Below are 17,014 nucleotides of genomic sequence, written 5' to 3'. Positions count from 1 at the left end.
AAATGCCGGTCTTTTGCCCTCGATAAAATCGTGGACAGCGGCCCCTGCGCCCTTGGTCCTTGCACGCACCCCCAGTCTCCATCATGTATCAGCAAATCAAAAGCGACGGGACCTGCGTTTGACCATCCCCAACATGATCACGATCATGCGCTTCGTGCTGGTGCCGGCGGTGGTGTTGGCCATGTTGAACATGCGCTGGGACTGGGCCTTTGCCGGCTTTCTCGTCGCCGGCATTTCCGACGGCGTTGACGGTTTCATTGCCCGCCGTTTCAACCAGCATTCCGAGCTTGGCGCCTATCTCGACCCGATGGCCGACAAGCTCCTGCTGGTCTCGGTGTTCGTGGTCATGGGCTTCATCGGCGAGCTGCCGCTGTGGCTGGTCGTCACCATGGTGTCGCGCGACGGGCTGATCGTCTGCGCCGTCGTTCTGTCCACCGTCATGGCCCACCCGGTGGAGATGAAGCCGCTGTTCGTGTCGAAGGCCAACACCGCCATCCAGATCGTGCTGGCGGCGGTGGTGCTGGGCGAGCTCGCGCTTGCCATCCACCTCGACCCGCTCAGGCCGGCGCTCATATTGCTGTCCGGGGTCTTGACCGTGGCTTCGGCCGCGGCCTATCTCGTGGCTTGGCTGAGGCATATGAGCGGCTATGGCGAAGGCTCCACCCCGGGCACCTGACCAAGGATCCATCGAAGCGGCTGCTGAAGCGGCTGTGGCCAGCGAAGCTGCGTCTCTGGCGTTTCGGCGTCAAATCTTCTTCTGGCTGGCCAGCGCCGGCCTGCTGGCGCTGTTCCTCTATGTCTTCTCCAGCATCCTGTTGCCCTTCGTCGCCGGCATGGTGCTGGCCTATTTCCTCGATCCCGTGGCCGACCGGCTGCAGCGGCTCGGCCTGTCAAGGCTGATGGCGACAGTGGTCATCCTCATCGCCTTCATCGTCATCCTGGTGCTGGCCTTCGTCATCCTGATCCCGGTGCTGGCGACGCAGATGGCCGATTTCGCCAACAAGCTGCCGGAATATCTGACCCGGCTGCAGAGCCTGATCACCTCTTTCGATCCGAAATGGATCGAACAGAAATTCGGCGTCAACGCCAACGGCCTGCGCGACGGGCTGAACTCGCTGCTGACCTCCGGCTTCGGCCTGCTCACCACCGTGTTCACCTCGATCTGGAGCTCCGGCGTGGCCCTTGTCTCGGTGGTCAGCCTGTTCGTGGTCACTCCGGTCGTTGCCTTTTACATGCTGCTCGACTGGGACCGCATGGTGGCGATCGTCGACAGCTGGGTGCCGCGCGACTATGTCGAGACCGTCAGGGGCATCGCCAAGGACATCAACACGGCAACCGCCGGCTTCGTGCGCGGCCAGGGCACGCTCTGCCTGGTGCTGGGCGCCATGTATGGCACTGGGCTCACGCTGACGGGTCTCAATTTCGGCATCCTCATCGGCCTGTTCGCCGGGCTGATCTCCTTCATTCCTTATGTCGGCTCGTTGACCGGGTTGGTGCTGGCGGTCGGCGTCGCCTTCGTCCAGTTCTGGCCCGACTGGACCATGGTGGTGGCGGTCGCTTGCGTGTTCTTCGTCGGCCAGTTCATCGAGGGCAACATCTTGCAGCCCCGGCTGGTTGGCAAAAGCGTCGGCCTGCATCCGGTGTGGCTGATGTTTGCGCTGTTTGCCTTCGGGGCGCTGTTCGGCTTCGTCGGCCTTTTGATCGCCGTGCCGGCCGCTGCCGCCATTGCCGTGCTGGTGCGCTTTGCCATTGCCCGCTATCTCGAATCGCCGCTCTACAAGGGCCATGGCGCCGAGCCTGTTGCGCCGCTGCCGGCCAGCCGCCGCAGGGGCGGGCCGCGCGGTTGAGCCTGATGGCGGACCAATCCGAAACGCCGCGTCAACTGCCGCTCGATCTCGGCCATGGCACCGGCTATTCGCGCGACGATCTCGTCGTCTCCGGCACCAATGAACAAGCAGTCGTGCTGGTCGACCGCTGGCCGGACTGGCCCTCGCCGGTGGTCGTGCTGGCCGGCCCGGCGGGCTCCGGCAAGACCCATCTGGCCTCGATCTGGTGCGCCCGCGCCAGCGCGATGAGGGTCGACGCCCGGCGCATCGGCGACTGCATGGCAAATCTTGGCGCGCGGCCGGCCCTGATCGACGATGTCGATGCCGGCCCGGTCGACGAAGCCGGATTGTTCCACTTGATCAACGCGGTGCGCGGCGCCGGCTCGCAGCTTTTATTGACCGCACGGCGCTTTCCCGCCGCCTGGGGCGTTGCGCTGCCCGACCTTGCCTCACGGCTGAAGGCGGCGGCGACGGTCGAGATCCACGAACCCGACGATCTCTTGCTGGCCGGCGTCATCACCAAACTGTTCGCCGACCGCCAGGTCGAGGTCGAGCCGCATGTCGTGCAATATCTGGTGCGCCGCATCGAGCGCTCGTTGGCGACCGCCATGCGCGTGGTCGAGCGGCTGGACCGCACGGCCCTCGAGCGCAAGACGCCGATCACCAGGGCGCTGGCCGCCGAGACCGTCAGCGCCATGGACGAAGGGCAGGGCGAGTTCGAGATTTAGGCTGTCTTGCGCGCATCGTCCGGTTGCAATGGACCATTGAATGGTCTATTTGTTTCCTAGTTATGGACCATTATCTGGTCCGTTAGGGGAAACCAATGCAGGTATCCGTCACCGATGCAAAAGGCCAGCTGACCGAACTGGTGCGTCGTGCCGAGGCTGGTGATGAAGTGATCCTGACGCGCCACGGCCATGCCGCCGTGCGGCTGGTTCCGGTCAAGCCGATGCCGAACAGAAAGGGCCGCCGTGCCTTGCTTGAGGCGGCGCGGGCAGCTGGCGCCGCCAAGGCAAAGGCGGGACCATCTGCAGCGCGAAGTCAGGATTTCCTCTACAACGACCATGGCCTTCCCGAATGATCGCGGTCGATACCTCGGCCCTGATGGCGATCGTCCTCGACGAGTCGCAGGCCGATGCCTGCATCGCTGCCCTGGAAGCCGAAGACAATGTTCTGATTTCAGCCGGCACCGTGGCCGAAGCGCTGATCGTCGCAGCCAGGCGCGATGTCGGTCAGGAACTGGCCAGCCTGATCGAGGGGCTGGGCTTTGAGGTCGCGGCGGTGACGCCGGCTTCTGCGCGGCGTATCGCCGAGGCCTATGCGCAATGGGGCAAGGGTGTTCACCCGGCCGCGCTCAACCTCGGCGACTGTTTTGCCTATGAGGTGGCGCAGGAACATGCCTGCCGCCTGCTCTATGTCGGGGACGATTTTTCGAAGACCGATATAGAAAGCGTGCTCTGACACGGCCCCGACAGGACACCGGGGATGGCTTCACTGTCCCATTTTGGGATGCAATTGCTGGCATCCGTCTTGCTGCTATCGTCTTGCCGGCTAACCCCGGTCCTGATTGCGTTCCAAATCAGGTTAGTAGGCTCGTCGGGAATGAGGCTGTTGGGGTTCTCGCCCGGCGAGCTTGCCTTCAGATCGAGTGGTCGCCAGAGCGTCCTGTAAAAGGGCGCTCCTTTCACGCCCACAGCCCGGCCAGATGCCGGACCACCAGATAAACCGCCGTATGCGCCGCCACATAGCAGACGGCGACGACGACAAAAAACATCAGGCTGGCGAACCGTGAGCGGGCGGCGCTGCCGTCCTGCCTCTTGCTTGGCCGGTTGTTCCACATCCACAGGGCGGCGCAGACAATTGCCCAGACGACCATGACCGGAATCGTGAAACCGTAATAAGCGAAGTAGGCAGGGCCAATCAGCGACAGCCACGCTTCAAGACCAAGCATCCAGAATCCCCTCTTTTGCCGAAGTCTAGACCGGCGACAGCGATGGAAGCGAGGGGATTGTCGGTGCCGCAGGTGCGCTCGGTCCGGGGGAGCCATTCGCTTGCCCAAGCTCAATCGCAGCCGCAAGGCAGCACTCCGGCCAGCGAAGCCCGGCCGGAGCAAATCTCGAATGATCAGGTCAATTGCAGACCCTGACCTCCTCGATCACCCTGTGATGATGGCGCCAGTGCTTGATCAGCTCAATATGGCACCGGTGATGCCGGTGCTGGCGCTGCCACTGCCAGTCATTGTTCTGGTCGTCGCCGTAATTGTCATTGTTGTCGTTGTAATCGATGTGGCGATTGTGATGACGGCGAATTTGTATTTCACCATTGTCGGGAAAATATTGATCGCCGTCGTCGGATTGGATGATCACACTGGCAGCTTGCGTCGGTGCGAGGACAGCGGCCGATCCGGCAAACGCGATCATGGAAGCGAGTATCAGGTTCTTCATTGTTAACTCCTTGGATCGAATAACACTCAACTCGCGGAATGAATTCGCGTTCCAAACCAATTCGGCAGTTCAGCCGGCGAAGACCTGGTGAAGCTCGCATTCTTGGCGCGCATGGAGCCGCAAACCGGCAGGCTGCCATGCGCCATTCCGGCGCGCCCTTCCAGGCGGCCGTTTGCGCCAGCCGATGGGTTGGTTTTCCTGGCCGCACCCCGTACGGCGAACGCTTTGGCGCTATCGGCCACGATGGGTCTTTGTATCACTGAGAGGAAGAATGGTCGGAGTGGAGAGATTCGAACTCCCGACCCTCTGGTCCCAAACCAGATGCGCTACCAGGCTGCGCTACACTCCGAGCTTTGCGGCGTATAAGGTTCCGGGCGCGGCTGTGCAACCCCTAAACCGCGAACGGCAACGAACGCGACGCGCTTTAGCCAGCCGCGCGCCATCGCCGTGACCGGACAAATCCCTTGAGCGTCTTCAAATCCATGGCGGCGCCGAAAGCGTAGCCTTGCAGCATGTCGCAGCCGAGCGTCTGCAGGATACGGACATGCTCCATGGTTTCGACGCCTTCCGCGACAACCTCGATGCCAAGCGACCTGCCGATCTCGATGATCGATGCGACAAGCTGCCTTTGCTGTTCGGATTCGACAATCGGGCTGATCAGCTGGCGGTCGATCTTCAGGCGCCGTGGCCGCAGCTTGAGCAGGCTGACTATGGAGGCATAGCCGGTACCGAAATCGTCAATCTCGATGTCGATGCCGAGATGCTTGATCTGCTCGATGTTCCAGGTCACGAGATCGTCACTCTCATCGAGGAAGATCGATTCGACGAGTTCGAAGGAGACGGTTCCGGCCCTGATGTTGAGATCGCGCAGGCCCTTGATCAGTTCCTTGTCCTGGAGCCGCCGTGCCGACACGTTGACCGATACACGGGGGATCTGGAGTCCCTCAGTCGCCCACTCGTCGAAGCTGGCCAGCGCCTGCTCCAGCACCACCTTGTCAATCGTCGAGACGACGTTCAGTTCCTCGGCGATGCTCAGGAAGTGGTCCGGGGGTAGAATTCCCATTGTCGGATGTTTCCAGCGCGCCAGCGCCTCGACGCCTGCGATCTCGAGCGTCCTTGCGTCGAACTGCAGCTGGTAATAGGCGACGAATTCCTGGCGTTCCAGGCCGCCCAGAATCTCGTCGGCAACCCGCTTTGTGTTGACGATCTTCTCTTGCAGGGCATTGGAGAAGAATTCATAGCGGTTGCGGCCATTGCTCTTGGCCCGGTAGAGCGCGATGTCGGCATTGACCAGCAGGTCCTTGCCGACGAGGTTTGGGCCGTCGTCGGTGGCAATGCCGACGCTGACGCCGAAGCGGCATTGGTGCCCCTGATAGTAAACCGGCTGGCGCATCTCGGCGATGATCCGCTCGGCGAGCTGGGCGAGTTCCTTGTCGTCGCAATTCCAACTGACCACCACGAACTCGTCGCCGCCGATGCGGGCGACAAAATCATGATCGCGAACATTGGCGCTCAGCACTTCGGCGGCATGGATCAGCATCGCGTCGCCGGCCGCATGGCCAAGCGTGTCGTTGATCTGCTTGAAGCGGTCGAGGTCGATGTGCAGCAGCGCGATACGGCCATCACCCGGCTTGCGGGAGAAGCTCTCCAGCATCTCGTCGAGAAATCGCCGATTCGGCAGGCCGGTCAGCGAATCGTGCATCGCATTGTGCTCGATGCGCGACTTGGCGAGTTCGAGCTCGGAGTTGCGCGTCTCCGCCAGTTGCCGCGCCCGTTCCAGGTCTTGGTTCAACAGCACATCGGCAGTTACGTCCCACTCGGCACCGATCATCTTTGGCGTGTCGTTGCCGTCCTGGAAGAATGCTGCCCTGGTGCGCAGATAGCGGATTTCGCCATTGGGAAGAACGATCCGGTAATCCGACGAGTAAGGTCCTTTGGTGGAGGCCGAGCGGTCGAAATCTTCCAAGGCCCGGGGCAGATCGAGCGGATGGATGGCTCCGGCCCAGTCTTCATAGCCGCGCGGCTTGCCGTCTGGTTCCTTGCCGTAGATCTCGTTGACCCGGTCGTCCCACACCAACGAGCCGCTGGCGATATCGTGCTCCCAGACGCCGATCGCAGACGCTTCCATCGCCAGTTCCAGGCGTCGCGACAGGCGCCGCAGTTCGGAGTAATTGCGCTGCCGCTCGCCGACCAGCCGGCCCGCCACAAGGATCGGTATCACCATCGCTGCCGCAGCCGCCGCCATCACCGCGCGCAGCCACCAGACCTCGGCATCCGTCGACGTCCAGCCGCCCTTGGGGATCGCCGCGATTTGCCAGGATCCGGAGGGAAGCATGACGTCGGCCGTCACCGGATTGTCCTGGCCGACACTGTCGTCGCCGAAGAAGCGCGCGCCGGCAACGCCGGTCGCATCCTTGCCGGTGAGGGTGATGTCGAGGCCGAGATCGGGGTCGAGCAGGCCGCTGGCTTCGTAAAGCCGGTCGACATCGATGACCGCCGAAACGATACCCCAGAAACGGTCGCTGTTGGCGGCCCCTTTGACGAAGACAGGAAAGCGCCCGATGAAGCCCTTGCCGCCCTGCTTGAGGTCGACCGGGCCGGCCAGGATCAGCGTTTTCTCGTCGCGCGCCCTGAGCGCGGCTTCGCGCTGCTTTGGATCGGTGCGGTAGTCGAGACCTATGGCCTTTTCGTTGCCGGCCATCGGGTACATCAGGGAAACCACGAGATCCGGCGCGCCGGCGATGTTGCGCAACAACGTGTCCTCGCTGAGCACATTGCTGGCCAGCTGGGCGAAACGCTGCTGGCCCATATAGGGTTCGGTCACAATCGTCGCGACCAGGCCCCTGACCAGGTGCAGGCTGCCACTGATATTGCCTTCGAGCTTGGTTCGCACAAGATTGACCCGCGCCAGCACATCAGCCCGCGCCGCCTGCTCTGCGACAACTCGATTTTGATGGTCGGCAAACGCGGCGCAGATCGCGATGACCACAACAGCAATCACCGCCGGAATGTTGGCCGGTGAAAACACGGCCTGACGAATGCGGCCGAAGCTGGTGTTGAAAGAAGTCAATTGCGCGTCGACCTGTTTTGCCTCCAGGCCCGAACAGGGCCGCAGTCACGTTAGCCCGAACTACTTAACTTTGACTTGCCATAGCGCCTGGAAAATTTCGAGACCTGCGGCGCAAACATGAAATTATCGATGTTTTGTATGCATCCGCGGGGGTTTGAGCCTGATTGCCGGTACCTTGTCCTTAAAGGATCGGCGATATCGCATCCGACCCAAGCAGGGCTTCGACAAGATCGCCGATCAAGTGCGGCAGCACTTCGAACGCATAGCCGACATGCAGCCGTTCGAGCGGCGTGTGATAGTCGCGTCCCCATGGCCCTGCGTTGATTGTTGGAATGTTGCCGACCCCGTTCTTGTCTGGCCAACGCACGCCGGCTCGCCACATCGGCGTGTTGCGGGCAACAACGTCGATCTCGCCTTCGTCCGCCTCGCCAAGGAAGCTCATGTCGGAGATGCCGGCAAAATAGTCTGTGCAACCGATCGCGACGCCGTAACGGGCCTCAGCAGTGGCGGCGATCTCCAACGCAATGGCGCGCAGCCTTGCAGCGGCCGGACTGTCGGACAGGTTGGTCGGCAAATAGGGGATTGAGCCGAACCCGGTGACGACAGCTGGGCCGGGCAGCTGGCTGAGGCGCCACGCCTGCTCGGTCATCACTAGGCATTGTTCGGGCAGCGACAATCCGCCAGCGGCGAGCGCACCGCCGGTCGCCTGCAATTCTCCCCGGCTGCCGGGATTGACCCGCACCGCCTCCGCTTCCACCTGTTCGTAGCGATGGATCGGGATCGCCGTACCCAGCGCGTTGGCGGCACCGGCATGGCCGGATTGGGCGATCCGCTGGCGCAACTGGTCGAGATGGGATGATGCTGCCTCCCGGCAGAGCCGGTCGAAACGCTCCAGCACGTCGGCCGTCGTGCGGCGGTAATTCAGCACGTTGAAGGTAACGAACGCCGTCGCCGGAGTCGTCACGTCATAGCCGGACTTGCCGTCGCGCATGCTGAGCAGGCTTGGCGGCGTGCCCGGCAGGGAGGCTTGCGCATCGGTCAATTCCGAGGCCCATTCGACGCGCGCCGCGATTGCCGCGGCCAGCGTTGCCGCGTTGACGCCGTTCAGCGGAAAGCCGCTATGGGCCGGAATGCCGACGACGCAAGCCGTCGGCAGCACCTTGCCGACGGTGCCGAGCGCGATGATGCGGCCCTGGCTGCCGTCGCCGTCATCGGCGATGGCATCGAGATTGATCGCGGCGACGAAATCGAGGTCGCGTTCCCCGGCGATCCGCGGCAGTTCCTGTGCCGCACGCCGCGCCCCGGCCGAATTGTTCTCTTCATCCGGGACGGCAAGGAACAGGACGTTGCCGGTCTTGGCGACGGCTTCGAAGAACGCCGCACTCGCCGCCAGCCCGGCGGCAAGACCGGCCTTCATGTCGAGCAGGCCGCGCCCCGGCAGGAAATCCTGCGTCGAAAAGTCGGCCTTGGCCCGCAAGGCTGCCGGCGTATCGGCGCGCTTGGCCAGTCTTTGCCGCAGGCCGTCCAACAGCCGCTTGGGATCGGTCGCCACCGGCCGCAGATCGCCATAGTCGTCGATCGACACGGTGTCATAGTGGCCGGTCAGAATGACGGTGCCGCGGCCGCTGCCGCGCATCAACATCGCCATGCATTGCCGTGGATCGCCCTCGGCCACCGGGATGGTCCAGATCTCGGCGCCGTCAAAGACCGGATCGCTGCGCAATCTCTCGGCAAGCCAGGGTCCGAACGCGGCCTCGCCGGGCGTCCCGGTGACGCTCTGCTGCAGGGTCAGTGTCGTGGCCCAGTCCCTCGCGTGGCTGGATAGTCGTCGGGCCTGGTCGATGCTGCGTCTCCAGCCTGAATGGCTTTCCGCGAAGTTTGAAGTCAAAGCCGCAAAAGTTCAAGGCGCCCGATCCGGTCGGCGATCGCCTTCGCCTGGATCCGGGCGTTGGCGAAACAGCCGCGAATGCTCGGCCGCATGCCGGTGAACCACAGGCCGGGCAGCTTCGGGTCGCTGTCGGCGCCGTTGAACAGCGGCACGCCCTTGCCATCGAGCACGCCGAGCTTGCCGACCATGGTCTCGAGCCCGGTGCGGTAGCCGGTCGCGGCGATGACGATATCGGGTTGGATCAGCATGCCGTTGTCGAGGACGACACCGTCGCGGGTGAATTCCCGAATTTGTGGCACGACGATGATCCTGCCGGTCTTGATGGCGTCGACGGCGCCGTCGTCGGAGGCGATCGCGGTGTAGTGCGAGGTGAGGCGGCTCGCCCCGCCCGAAAGTGCTGGTGGCATGCCGAACTTCCTGAGATCGCCGAAGACCAGCCGCTGCGTCGCCGCAATCACCGCATCGGCGAGCCTGAGCGGCAAGCGCGCCAGCAACGGCGAGAACCGGTGGACGGCGATCCGGCCGATGCGCTTGGGCAAGAGCGCAGGGCCGTGTCGCGCCGACAGCCAGATCTGTGCGGTGTTGGCACCCGCCAGGTGATTGAGCGCGTCGAAGCCGGAGTTTCCGGCGCCGACCACCAGCACCTGTCTGCCGGCATAGTCCTCGGCCGCGCCGAAATCGGCCGAATGGATGATCCGCCCGGCAAAATCCCTCATGCCTTTCCAGGCCGGGATGAACGGCTGCCGGTCGCGCCCGGTGGCGATCACCACGTGGCGTGCCAGTCGCGGCCCGCCACTGGTTCGCACCAGCCAGTGGTCGCCGTCGAAGACGACCTCCTCGACAGCGACGCCGAACTCGACCGGCAGCCGGTGTATTGCGCTGAACGCGTTCAGATGGCGGATGACGGCGGTCCGGTGCGGGAAGGCGGGGGTGTCGGCGGGAAAGGCGACGCCGGGCAGCGCCGAGAGATCGCGATGCGTGTTCAGGTGCAGATGTTCGTGCCGCCGGTGCCACGGCTCGGCCAGCCGTGTTTCCTTTTCCAGAACCACTGTCGGCACACCGGCCTTGATTAGCGCCTGGGCAGCGGCCAGCCCGGCGCCGCCGGCGCCGATGACGATCGCGCCGTCGAAAATCGCTTCCTGGCCGGTAGGAACGTGCAAGACCCTGCTTCCAAGCCTGTATCTGTCACCGTCGTCAGCATAGCCCTGATTGGCACGCCAGTGTATCTGGCCGATGCCGCTTGGCGGAGGCGCGGGATGCGCCGCCGTTGCAAAGCCTTGCCGCCGGGACCATTGCACAGTATTGACGGAAACAAGGCGGCGCAGCCGCCTTGACCCAGCAACGAGGTGCCCATGTCAGCGCGCATTTTCAGCCCAGCCAAAACCGCGATGCAGTCCGGCAAGGCCAAGACCGGCCACTGGGTGCTGGAATTCGATCCGGAATCGCGCAAGAAGATCGACCCGCTGATGGGCTATACGACCTCCGGCGATATGAGAAGCCAGATCAGGCTGACCTTCGACACCAGGGAAGAAGCGGTGGCCTATGCCGAGAAGGAAGGGCTGGCCTTCCGCGTCGAGGAGCCGAAGGAAACCAAGCGCCGCCAGATTTCCTATGCGGAGAATTTCCGCTATGACCGCAGGACGCCCTGGACGCATTGACCGGCACAGCCGGGCAGCGCCAGCGCCAATGGAAAGATCAGCCGGTCCCTGGGCCGGCCCCAGTGGTCCCGTAGCTCAGCTGGATAGAGCACCGGCCTTCTAAGCCGATGGTCACAGGTTCGAATCCTGTCGGGATCGCCATATATTTCAATGGTTTGGCTCAGGCGTCGTTCAAAAGTTCCAACGTCTTCCGCTTTTCCACGGAGTGCGAAGTGGACGTCTGCGCCATTCCTGCCTGCTACTTTGCAAGGCAGGTCGCCAGCGGAAATCGTTACGGTCTTGTAGAAAGAACGCAGCGCTGATAGACTTTGGTCTGACACTTTCTAAGACTTTAGTCTGATTGGTGCCGGCGGGCGAGATACGACGAAACCATCGCAACGGCGCATCCACAGGTCTGCAGGCGCCATCGCGTCAATGGCGTCACGAGCGCGAAAGCATAGGAAATCGATGATCTCGAAAGAACTTGTCGCCAATGCCGATACTGCCGCAACCTTTCTCAACTTGATGGGAAACGAGAAGCGGCTCTTGATCATGAACCATCTGGCCGCCGGCGAACGCTCGGTCGGCGTTCTTGCAGAGCAAGTCCAACTCAGCCAATCGGCCTTGTCGCAGCATCTTGCCAAGCTCCGGGCCTTCGGGCTTGTCGATGCCCGTCGCGATGGCCAGATGGTCTATTACTCCTCGTCGTCCGGAGCGGCGCGCGAACTGCTTGCGATGCTGGATGGCTTCCTGGCGACGGAAAAACCGCTGTCGGGGCAGGCCCCGCGCTACGTCGCCGAGAGGCTGCGCCGGGTGCAGGCAGCCTGAGGGCAGCCACAAGCCTGGATTGGCTGACCGGCCTCACGGCCGGGCTTCGTTACCCTTAAGTGCGACATCGACGTCGGCGCCATGCCGGCGCCGATCGTATTTTCATGGACTTTGCGCCTCCCCAGCGCTCGGTCGTCCAGGCCGGCCAAACCGCACATCGTTGGGCGTCGACATGGCCGCTACGCCGGCTAGCGTCGAACTTGCGTGATTTCTAATATAAGAGCAAAGTTCGAAGCGTTGGGGGGAGAACGGCTCACAAAGCAAATCGGGAGGAAACCATGAACAGCATGAGCCTCACCACGCTTGACCGCGGCAAGACGACCGTCGACGCCGCAGCCCTTGAAGCGCTTTCGGCGCAATTGCGTGGCACGTTACTGAGAGAAGGCGATGCCGCCTACGATGTCGCCCGCACCGTCTGGAATGCCACGGTCGACCGGCGGGCTGGGCTGATCGCGTGTTGCGTCGGCGCCTCCGACGTCATCAGCGCCGTGAATTTCGCCAGGGAAAACAGGCTTCTCGTCTCCGTGCGCGGCGGCGGCCACAACATTGCCGGCAGTGCCGTTTGCGATGGCGGCCTGATGATCGATCTGTCGGCGATGAAGTCGGTGCGGGTCGATGTCGCGGCGCGGCGGGCATGGGTCGGACCCGGCGCCACGCTCGTCGATGTCGACCGGGAAACGCAGGCCTTTGGCCTGGTGGTGCCGACGGGTATCAACTCGACCACCGGCATAGCAGGCTTGACGCTGGGTGGCGGCTTCGGCTGGATCACCCGCAAATTCGGCCTGACCATCGACAATCTTGTTTCAGCCGATGTGGTCACCGCCGATGGCAAGTTGCTGCGCGCCAGCCAGAAGGACAATCCGGACCTGTTCTGGGCGCTGCGTGGCGGCGGCGGCAATTTCGGCATCGTCACCGCGTTCGAGTTCCAGCTTCACCAGATGGGTCCGCAGGTTCTGTCAGGGCTCGTCGTCCATCCCTTCGCGGATGCCGAAAAGGTGCTGCCGGAGTATCGCAAGGCGCTTGAAACCGCACCCGACGAACTGACCTGCTGGATAGTCATGCGGCAGGCGCCGCCGCTGCCCTTCCTGCCGGCCGAGTGGCATGGCAAAGAGGTGCTGGTTCTGGCCATGTGCTATTGCGGCGACATCCAGGCGGGCGAAAAGGCGACGCAAAAACTTCGCGCCATCGGCAAGCCGATTGCCGACGTGGTCGGTCCCAACCCGTTCACCGGCTGGCAGCAGGCGTTTGACCCGCTGCTGGCGCCCGGCGCCCGCAACTATTGGAAGAGCCATGACCTGACCGAGCTTGCCGACGGCGCGATTGGCGTCACCACCGCGGCGATTACCAGGCTTCCCGGCCCCGAATGCGAAATCTTCTTCGGCCATGTCGGGGGTGCGGCAGGCCGCGTCAAAGCAGATGCAACGGCGTTTCCGCAGCGCAGCTCGCACTTCGTCATGAACGTTCACGCCCGCTGGCGCGAACCGGCAATGGACAAGGCCTGCATCGATTGGGCTCGTGGTATCTACGAGGCGGTCAAGCCCTATGCCGCCGGCACGGCTTACGTGAACTTCATGCCGGAGGACGAGGTCGACCGGGTCGAAGCGGCCTATGGCGGCAACTATCGCCGGCTGCTTGAAGTCAAGCAGCGCTACGACCCGCTGAACCTGTTCCGCATGAACCAGAATCTGCGACCGAAAGAAAGCCAGCGCGCCGCTTGAGCGGCAGCGCATGCCCCGGACCGGAGATTTGCGCGAGCGAATATCGCAATCGATTTTGCCGCAATGAGCTTCGGTTCGGAACGGCCCGGGCCGGCAATCGGATGATCGCCGCCCAAGCTTGATCCTTGCGTCATCGGCACGGCTGGAGGAGCGTTCCGAGCCGATGGCCGCAGCTTCGATCCTGTCTGGATCCGGGACAGATTTGCCTTGAACGAGGCGTGTTTCATTGGCACCCTTGGCCGATGCGAGCGAGGGGCGGGGTCCAATGCCAGATAGCCAGTTCAACGTCGACGCTTGGCTTTCCCGTATCGGATACGATGGGTCGCGTGATCCGACGTTGAAAACGCTCAAAGCGGTGGTGACTGCGCACGCGACGGCCATTGCTTACGAGAGCATCGACGTTCTTCTGGATATCCCCCCCGCGCTCGATCCCCTGTCGCTGCAGGCCAAGATAATTTTTGGCGGACGAGGCGGTTACTGTTTTGAACAGAACATGCTGTTTCGCGCCGGCTTGCTGGCGCTCGGATACAAGGTGACAAGCCTTCAGGCTCGCGTGGTGCGCGGATTGGAGATCGATGCGCCTCGACCCATGCTGCATATGGTTTTGCGGGTGGAACTACCGGAGGGCTCGTTCCTTGCAGATGTGGGATTTGGAAATCTTGCGCCGACGACCGCGCTGAAGCTCTTTACGCAGGAGGAGCAAGAGACTCCCCACGAGATCGTGCGGTTTTTGGAGATGGGGGATGAGTTGGTGCTGCAGTCCAGGCTGGGAACCGGATGGGAGCATATCTACAGGGTTGTCTTTCTTCCTCGTGTCGATGCCGAGTACGAGATTTGCAACTGGTTTACCGCCAGTCATCCGCAGAGCCCATACCTCAACAACCTGATCGCGGCGCGTCCTGGACCAAACAGAACGCGACTGACCCTGTTTAATTCGCGCTTCAATAGGCGATACCCATCAGGTGAGGTAGAACGGCGTACCATAAACGGCATCGAGGGGTTTCGCGATGTGCTTGCGAACGAGTTTGGCCTCCATCTTTCCGAGACCAAATTGCAAACGGCCGTCGCTCATATGGAACAACGAGGGACGCGCGGCGCGCCGCATCCGTTCTTCGCTTAGCGTGCCGCATCTCGACGAAATCATTCACCCCACGGATTTCCGGAGCTGACGATGTTCGACCCAGAAAAGGCCAGGGCCGCGTCGCGTTTGCTGGTAGACCATTGGGACAACGGCACCCGCCTCGACGCCATACCCCAGGCGTTGCGGCCGCAAACGCGGATCGAAGGCTACGCCATCCAGGCGCATGTGATGGATCGCTCGGTGGCGCCGCTTTTCGGCTGGAAGATTGCCGCAACCAGCCTGGCTGGACAAAGGCACATCAACGTCGACGGCCCGATGGCCGGGCGTCTGCTGGCCGAAAAAGCGGTTGAGGTTGGCGGGGCCGTTTCCCTGGCGACGAGCAAGATGCGCGTGGCCGAGATCGAATTTGCGTTCCGTTTCGGCCGCCAGCTGCCGCCTCGTCCGTCACCCTATGAAATCGCCGAAGTGATGGAGGCCGTGGCGACCTTGCACCCGGCGATCGAGATACCGGACTCGCGCTATGACGATTTCTGCGCTGTCGGGGCGGCACAACTCATCGCCGACAACGCCTGCGCCAATCTGTTTGTCATCGGCGAGGCGGTAGACGACGATTGGCGCGACGTGGACCTCGCCAAGCACCCGGTGGTCGCTTTCGTTTCCGGAAAGTCGCGGTACAACGGGACAGGGGCAGCTGTGTTGGGCGACCCGCGTATCGCGCTCACCTGGATCGTCAATGAACTGTCGGGCCTGGGCATAGCCCTGCAGCCGGGACAGGTGGTTATTACCGGCACCTGCGTGACGCCGATAAGCGTCGAGGCCGGTGACGAAGTCACCGGCGATCTGGGCCGGTTTGGCAGGGTCTCGGTCAGGTTTGTCTAGTGCGGCCGCTGCCTAACGGCGATGCTGCGCACCGCCAGCACCAGCACGGTGATGATGATCAGGATCACCGAGAGCGCCGCGATCGCCGGGTCGATGTTGTCGCGCAGGCCCATCCACATCAGCCGGGGCAGCGTGATGGCGTTGACCGAGGTGATGAACAAAGTGACGCCGATTTCTTCCCAGGACAGCACGAAGGAGAGCAGGGCGGCGGTGATGATGCCGAACTTGATGTTGGGCATGATGATGCGGGTGGCGCGCTCCCACACGGTGGCGCCGAGCCCACGCGCGGCGAGGTCGATGCGGCGGTCTAGCTGGCTGAGCGACACCAGCATCAGTACCGTGGCGAAAGGCACCGTCATCACCGCATGTGCCATCGCCACACCCAGCCAGGTGTCGTAGCCTAAGAACGAGCTGAAACCTGAGATCGAGGTCAACAGGAAGTAGAGCGTGATGGCCGAAACCACCGGCGGCACCACCATCGGCAGCAGCACGAAGCCGACCAGCACCGCGGTGAAGCGCGGCTGGAACATCCACACGCCGAGGCTGAAGCATAGCGCCAGCACGGTGGAGAAGGCGCTGCTGACGATGCCGATCCGGATCGAGAGCAGGATGGCGTCGATCCAGCGCGGGTCCTCGATCAGCGCCCGGTAGTGGCGCAGCGACAGTTCGCCAGACGGCATTGCCAGCATGCGGCTCGGCGTCAGCGACACCGGGATGACCGCCAGCAGCGGCATCAGCAGGAACAGCGCGACGAAGGCGGCGATGATCAGCGAGGCGGGACCGGGGCGATAGGTCGGCATCAGATCAGCTGCTTCGGTCTGACATAGCGGAACAGAAGCGCCATCAGCGCGCCGACGAACAGCACCAGCACGACGCTGATCGCTGCACCCAGGCCCCAGTCTGGACTCTGGAAGATGCGGAGATAGATCAGCTCGGCGATCATGACGCTGCGGCCGCCGCCGAGGATCGCCGGCGTGACGAAGAAGCCAAGCGAGAAGACGAAGACGATCATCGCCGAGCCGATGATGCCGGAACGCGTCATCGGCACGAACACCGACCAGAAGGTGCGCATTCGGCTGGAACCCAGCCCGCGCGCCGCCAAAAGCACGCGGTCGTCGAGGCTGCGCATTGCCGATGCCAGCGGGAAGACGGCGAAGGGGATGAGGAAATGCGTCATGCCGACGATGACACCGAATTCGTTGCGCACCAGCGCCAGCGGCTCGGAGATGAAGCCGATCGCCTGCAGCCAGGTGTTGATCAGTCCGCGATTGGACAGCAGCGCCACCCAGCCGAAGGCCCGTGTCAGCACCGAGATCCAGAAGGGGACGAGGATGCAGAACTCGGCGATCACGCGCTGCACCGGCGTGCCGCGCACCCATACCACGGTGATGGCGTAGGCTGCGGTGACCGAAACCAGGGTGACGATGGCGGCGATGCGCAACGTGCGAATGAACACCGACTGCACCAGCTCGTCAGTGGCAAGCGCGCCATACTGGCCAAGCCCTGGCGTCGGCAGGGTAAAGCTCCATTTGACGACGCCGAGGAATGGCCAGGCATAGGCCAAAACCAGAAACAGGAGCAGCGGCGCCATCAACAGCGCCGCGCCCATCCTGTCGGAGAGGTAACCTCTCATCTTCGCCCTT

General features: G+C 63.0%; 17 protein-coding genes and 2 tRNA genes. 11 read left to right on the top strand and 8 right to left on the bottom strand.

Annotation, left to right across the window (positions count from 1 at the left end; all coding sequences use genetic code 11):
* Positions 1–118 precede the first annotated feature (118 nt).
* The 5 genes from AC1D0N_RS23495 (at position 119) to AC1D0N_RS23475 (ending at position 3,287) form a co-directional block, all read left to right on the top strand.
* On the top strand, positions 119–676 hold the full coding sequence (locus tag AC1D0N_RS23495; RefSeq protein ID WP_477248144.1) for a CDP-alcohol phosphatidyltransferase family protein: 558 nt from the start codon (positions 119–121) through the stop codon (positions 674–676).
* Positions 648–1,847, top strand: a complete 1,200-nt coding sequence (locus tag AC1D0N_RS23490; RefSeq protein WP_477248142.1) for an AI-2E family transporter — start codon at positions 648–650, stop codon at positions 1,845–1,847. The genes AC1D0N_RS23495 and AC1D0N_RS23490 overlap by 29 nt, the downstream gene beginning before the upstream one ends.
* A 5-nt stretch (positions 1,848–1,852) precedes the next feature.
* Positions 1,853–2,554, top strand: a complete 702-nt coding sequence (gene hdaA / locus AC1D0N_RS23485; RefSeq protein ID WP_477248141.1) for a DnaA regulatory inactivator HdaA — start codon at positions 1,853–1,855, stop codon at positions 2,552–2,554.
* 95 nt (positions 2,555–2,649) lie between these two features.
* Positions 2,650–2,907: a type II toxin-antitoxin system Phd/YefM family antitoxin gene (locus AC1D0N_RS23480; RefSeq protein ID WP_477248139.1), complete on the top strand. Its 258-nt coding sequence runs from the start codon at positions 2,650–2,652 to the stop codon at positions 2,905–2,907.
* On the top strand, positions 2,904–3,287 hold the full coding sequence (locus tag AC1D0N_RS23475; RefSeq protein ID WP_477248136.1) for a type II toxin-antitoxin system VapC family toxin: 384 nt from the start codon (positions 2,904–2,906) through the stop codon (positions 3,285–3,287). The genes AC1D0N_RS23480 and AC1D0N_RS23475 overlap by 4 nt, the downstream gene beginning before the upstream one ends.
* 223 nt (positions 3,288–3,510) lie before the next feature.
* Here AC1D0N_RS23475 and AC1D0N_RS23470 read toward each other — a convergent pair whose 3' ends face one another.
* From AC1D0N_RS23470 to AC1D0N_RS23445, 6 genes are all read right to left on the bottom strand, one after another.
* Positions 3,511–3,777, bottom strand: coding sequence for a hypothetical protein (locus tag AC1D0N_RS23470; RefSeq protein ID WP_477248135.1), 267 nt, complete (start codon positions 3,775–3,777; stop codon positions 3,511–3,513).
* A 178-nt stretch (positions 3,778–3,955) separates the two neighbouring features.
* Complete coding sequence (locus tag AC1D0N_RS23465; RefSeq protein ID WP_477248133.1) at positions 3,956–4,270, bottom strand: hypothetical protein; 315 nt, start codon at positions 4,268–4,270, stop codon at positions 3,956–3,958.
* A 272-nt stretch (positions 4,271–4,542) separates the two neighbouring features.
* Positions 4,543–4,619 (bottom strand) — tRNA-Pro (locus tag AC1D0N_RS23460).
* 75 nt (positions 4,620–4,694) lie between these two features.
* Positions 4,695–7,310: a bifunctional diguanylate cyclase/phosphodiesterase gene (locus tag AC1D0N_RS23455; protein ID WP_477248356.1), complete on the bottom strand. Its 2,616-nt coding sequence runs from the start codon at positions 7,308–7,310 to the stop codon at positions 4,695–4,697.
* A 211-nt stretch (positions 7,311–7,521) separates the two neighbouring features.
* Positions 7,522–9,228 (bottom strand): M20/M25/M40 family metallo-hydrolase, encoded by a 1,707-nt coding sequence (locus tag AC1D0N_RS23450; RefSeq protein WP_477248131.1) that lies wholly within the window; start codon positions 9,226–9,228, stop codon positions 7,522–7,524.
* Positions 9,225–10,388 (bottom strand): flavin-containing monooxygenase, encoded by a 1,164-nt coding sequence (locus tag AC1D0N_RS23445; RefSeq protein ID WP_477248129.1) that lies wholly within the window; start codon positions 10,386–10,388, stop codon positions 9,225–9,227. Before AC1D0N_RS23445 ends, AC1D0N_RS23450 begins: the two co-directional genes overlap by 4 nt.
* A 192-nt stretch (positions 10,389–10,580) precedes the next feature.
* Here AC1D0N_RS23445 and AC1D0N_RS23440 point away from each other — a divergent pair, with 192 nt between their 5' ends.
* The 6 genes from AC1D0N_RS23440 to AC1D0N_RS23415 all read left to right on the top strand — a co-directional run bounded on the left by AC1D0N_RS23440 (position 10,581) and on the right by AC1D0N_RS23415 (position 15,371).
* A complete protein-coding gene (locus AC1D0N_RS23440) occupies positions 10,581–10,886 on the top strand; it encodes an ETC complex I subunit (RefSeq protein ID WP_477248127.1) in 306 nt (101 codons plus the stop codon).
* Between the two features lie 64 nt (positions 10,887–10,950).
* Positions 10,951–11,027: transfer RNA gene (locus tag AC1D0N_RS23435), tRNA-Arg, on the top strand.
* Positions 11,028–11,333: 306 nt separating this feature from the next.
* Positions 11,334–11,693 (top strand): ArsR/SmtB family transcription factor, encoded by a 360-nt coding sequence (locus AC1D0N_RS23430; RefSeq protein WP_477248125.1) that lies wholly within the window; start codon positions 11,334–11,336, stop codon positions 11,691–11,693.
* Positions 11,694–11,971: 278 nt separating this feature from the next.
* A complete protein-coding gene (locus AC1D0N_RS23425) occupies positions 11,972–13,411 on the top strand; it encodes an FAD-binding oxidoreductase (protein ID WP_477248123.1) in 1,440 nt (479 codons plus the stop codon).
* Between the two features lie 265 nt (positions 13,412–13,676).
* Complete coding sequence (locus AC1D0N_RS23420) at positions 13,677–14,531, top strand: arylamine N-acetyltransferase family protein (RefSeq protein ID WP_477248121.1); 855 nt, start codon at positions 13,677–13,679, stop codon at positions 14,529–14,531.
* A gap of 51 nt (positions 14,532–14,582) precedes the next feature.
* Positions 14,583–15,371 carry a 2-keto-4-pentenoate hydratase gene (locus AC1D0N_RS23415; RefSeq protein WP_477248120.1) on the top strand — a complete coding sequence of 263 codons (789 nt, stop codon included), beginning with the start codon at positions 14,583–14,585 and terminating at the stop codon, positions 15,369–15,371.
* On the opposite strand, the gene AC1D0N_RS23410 is transcribed toward AC1D0N_RS23415, so the two are convergent.
* Both AC1D0N_RS23410 and AC1D0N_RS23405 read right to left on the bottom strand, forming a co-directional pair.
* Entirely contained in the window at positions 15,368–16,171 is an 804-nt protein-coding gene (locus tag AC1D0N_RS23410; protein WP_477248118.1) for an ABC transporter permease, read from the bottom strand. The two genes, AC1D0N_RS23415 and AC1D0N_RS23410, sit on opposite strands and share 4 nt — an antisense overlap.
* Positions 16,171–17,004 carry an ABC transporter permease gene (locus tag AC1D0N_RS23405; RefSeq protein WP_477248116.1) on the bottom strand — a complete coding sequence of 278 codons (834 nt, stop codon included), beginning with the start codon at positions 17,002–17,004 and terminating at the stop codon, positions 16,171–16,173. The genes AC1D0N_RS23410 and AC1D0N_RS23405 overlap by 1 nt, the downstream gene beginning before the upstream one ends.
* Positions 17,005–17,014: the final 10 nt, after the last annotated feature.

The sequence above is a fragment of the Mesorhizobium sp. P2_E10 genome (assembly GCF_056404235.1).
The sequence above is the reverse complement of the archived record's forward strand: the minus strand, read 5'-3'. Positions and strand labels throughout refer to the sequence as shown.

What these genes read in the sequence shown, in the direction of transcription:
- AC1D0N_RS23490 (WP_477248142.1), top strand. Translation starts at nt 648, where the DNA reads ATGGCGAAGGCTCCACCCCGGGCACCTGACCAAGGATCCATCGAAGCG.
- hdaA (WP_477248141.1), top strand. Translation starts at nt 1,853, where the DNA reads ATGGCGGACCAATCCGAAACGCCGCGTCAACTGCCGCTCGATCTCGGC.
- AC1D0N_RS23480 (WP_477248139.1), top strand. Translation starts at nt 2,650, where the DNA reads ATGCAGGTATCCGTCACCGATGCAAAAGGCCAGCTGACCGAACTGGTG.
- AC1D0N_RS23475 (WP_477248136.1), top strand. Translation starts at nt 2,904, where the DNA reads ATGATCGCGGTCGATACCTCGGCCCTGATGGCGATCGTCCTCGACGAG.
- AC1D0N_RS23470 (WP_477248135.1), bottom strand. Translation starts at nt 3,777, where the DNA reads ATGCTTGGTCTTGAAGCGTGGCTGTCGCTGATTGGCCCTGCCTACTTC.
- AC1D0N_RS23465 (WP_477248133.1), bottom strand. Translation starts at nt 4,270, where the DNA reads ATGAAGAACCTGATACTCGCTTCCATGATCGCGTTTGCCGGATCGGCC.
- AC1D0N_RS23440 (WP_477248127.1), top strand. Translation starts at nt 10,581, where the DNA reads ATGTCAGCGCGCATTTTCAGCCCAGCCAAAACCGCGATGCAGTCCGGC.
- AC1D0N_RS23430 (WP_477248125.1), top strand. Translation starts at nt 11,334, where the DNA reads ATGATCTCGAAAGAACTTGTCGCCAATGCCGATACTGCCGCAACCTTT.
- AC1D0N_RS23425 (WP_477248123.1), top strand. Translation starts at nt 11,972, where the DNA reads ATGAACAGCATGAGCCTCACCACGCTTGACCGCGGCAAGACGACCGTC.
- AC1D0N_RS23420 (WP_477248121.1), top strand. Translation starts at nt 13,677, where the DNA reads ATGCCAGATAGCCAGTTCAACGTCGACGCTTGGCTTTCCCGTATCGGA.
- AC1D0N_RS23415 (WP_477248120.1), top strand. Translation starts at nt 14,583, where the DNA reads ATGTTCGACCCAGAAAAGGCCAGGGCCGCGTCGCGTTTGCTGGTAGAC.
- AC1D0N_RS23410 (WP_477248118.1), bottom strand. Translation starts at nt 16,171, where the DNA reads ATGCCGACCTATCGCCCCGGTCCCGCCTCGCTGATCATCGCCGCCTTC.
- AC1D0N_RS23405 (WP_477248116.1), bottom strand. Translation starts at nt 17,004, where the DNA reads ATGAGAGGTTACCTCTCCGACAGGATGGGCGCGGCGCTGTTGATGGCG.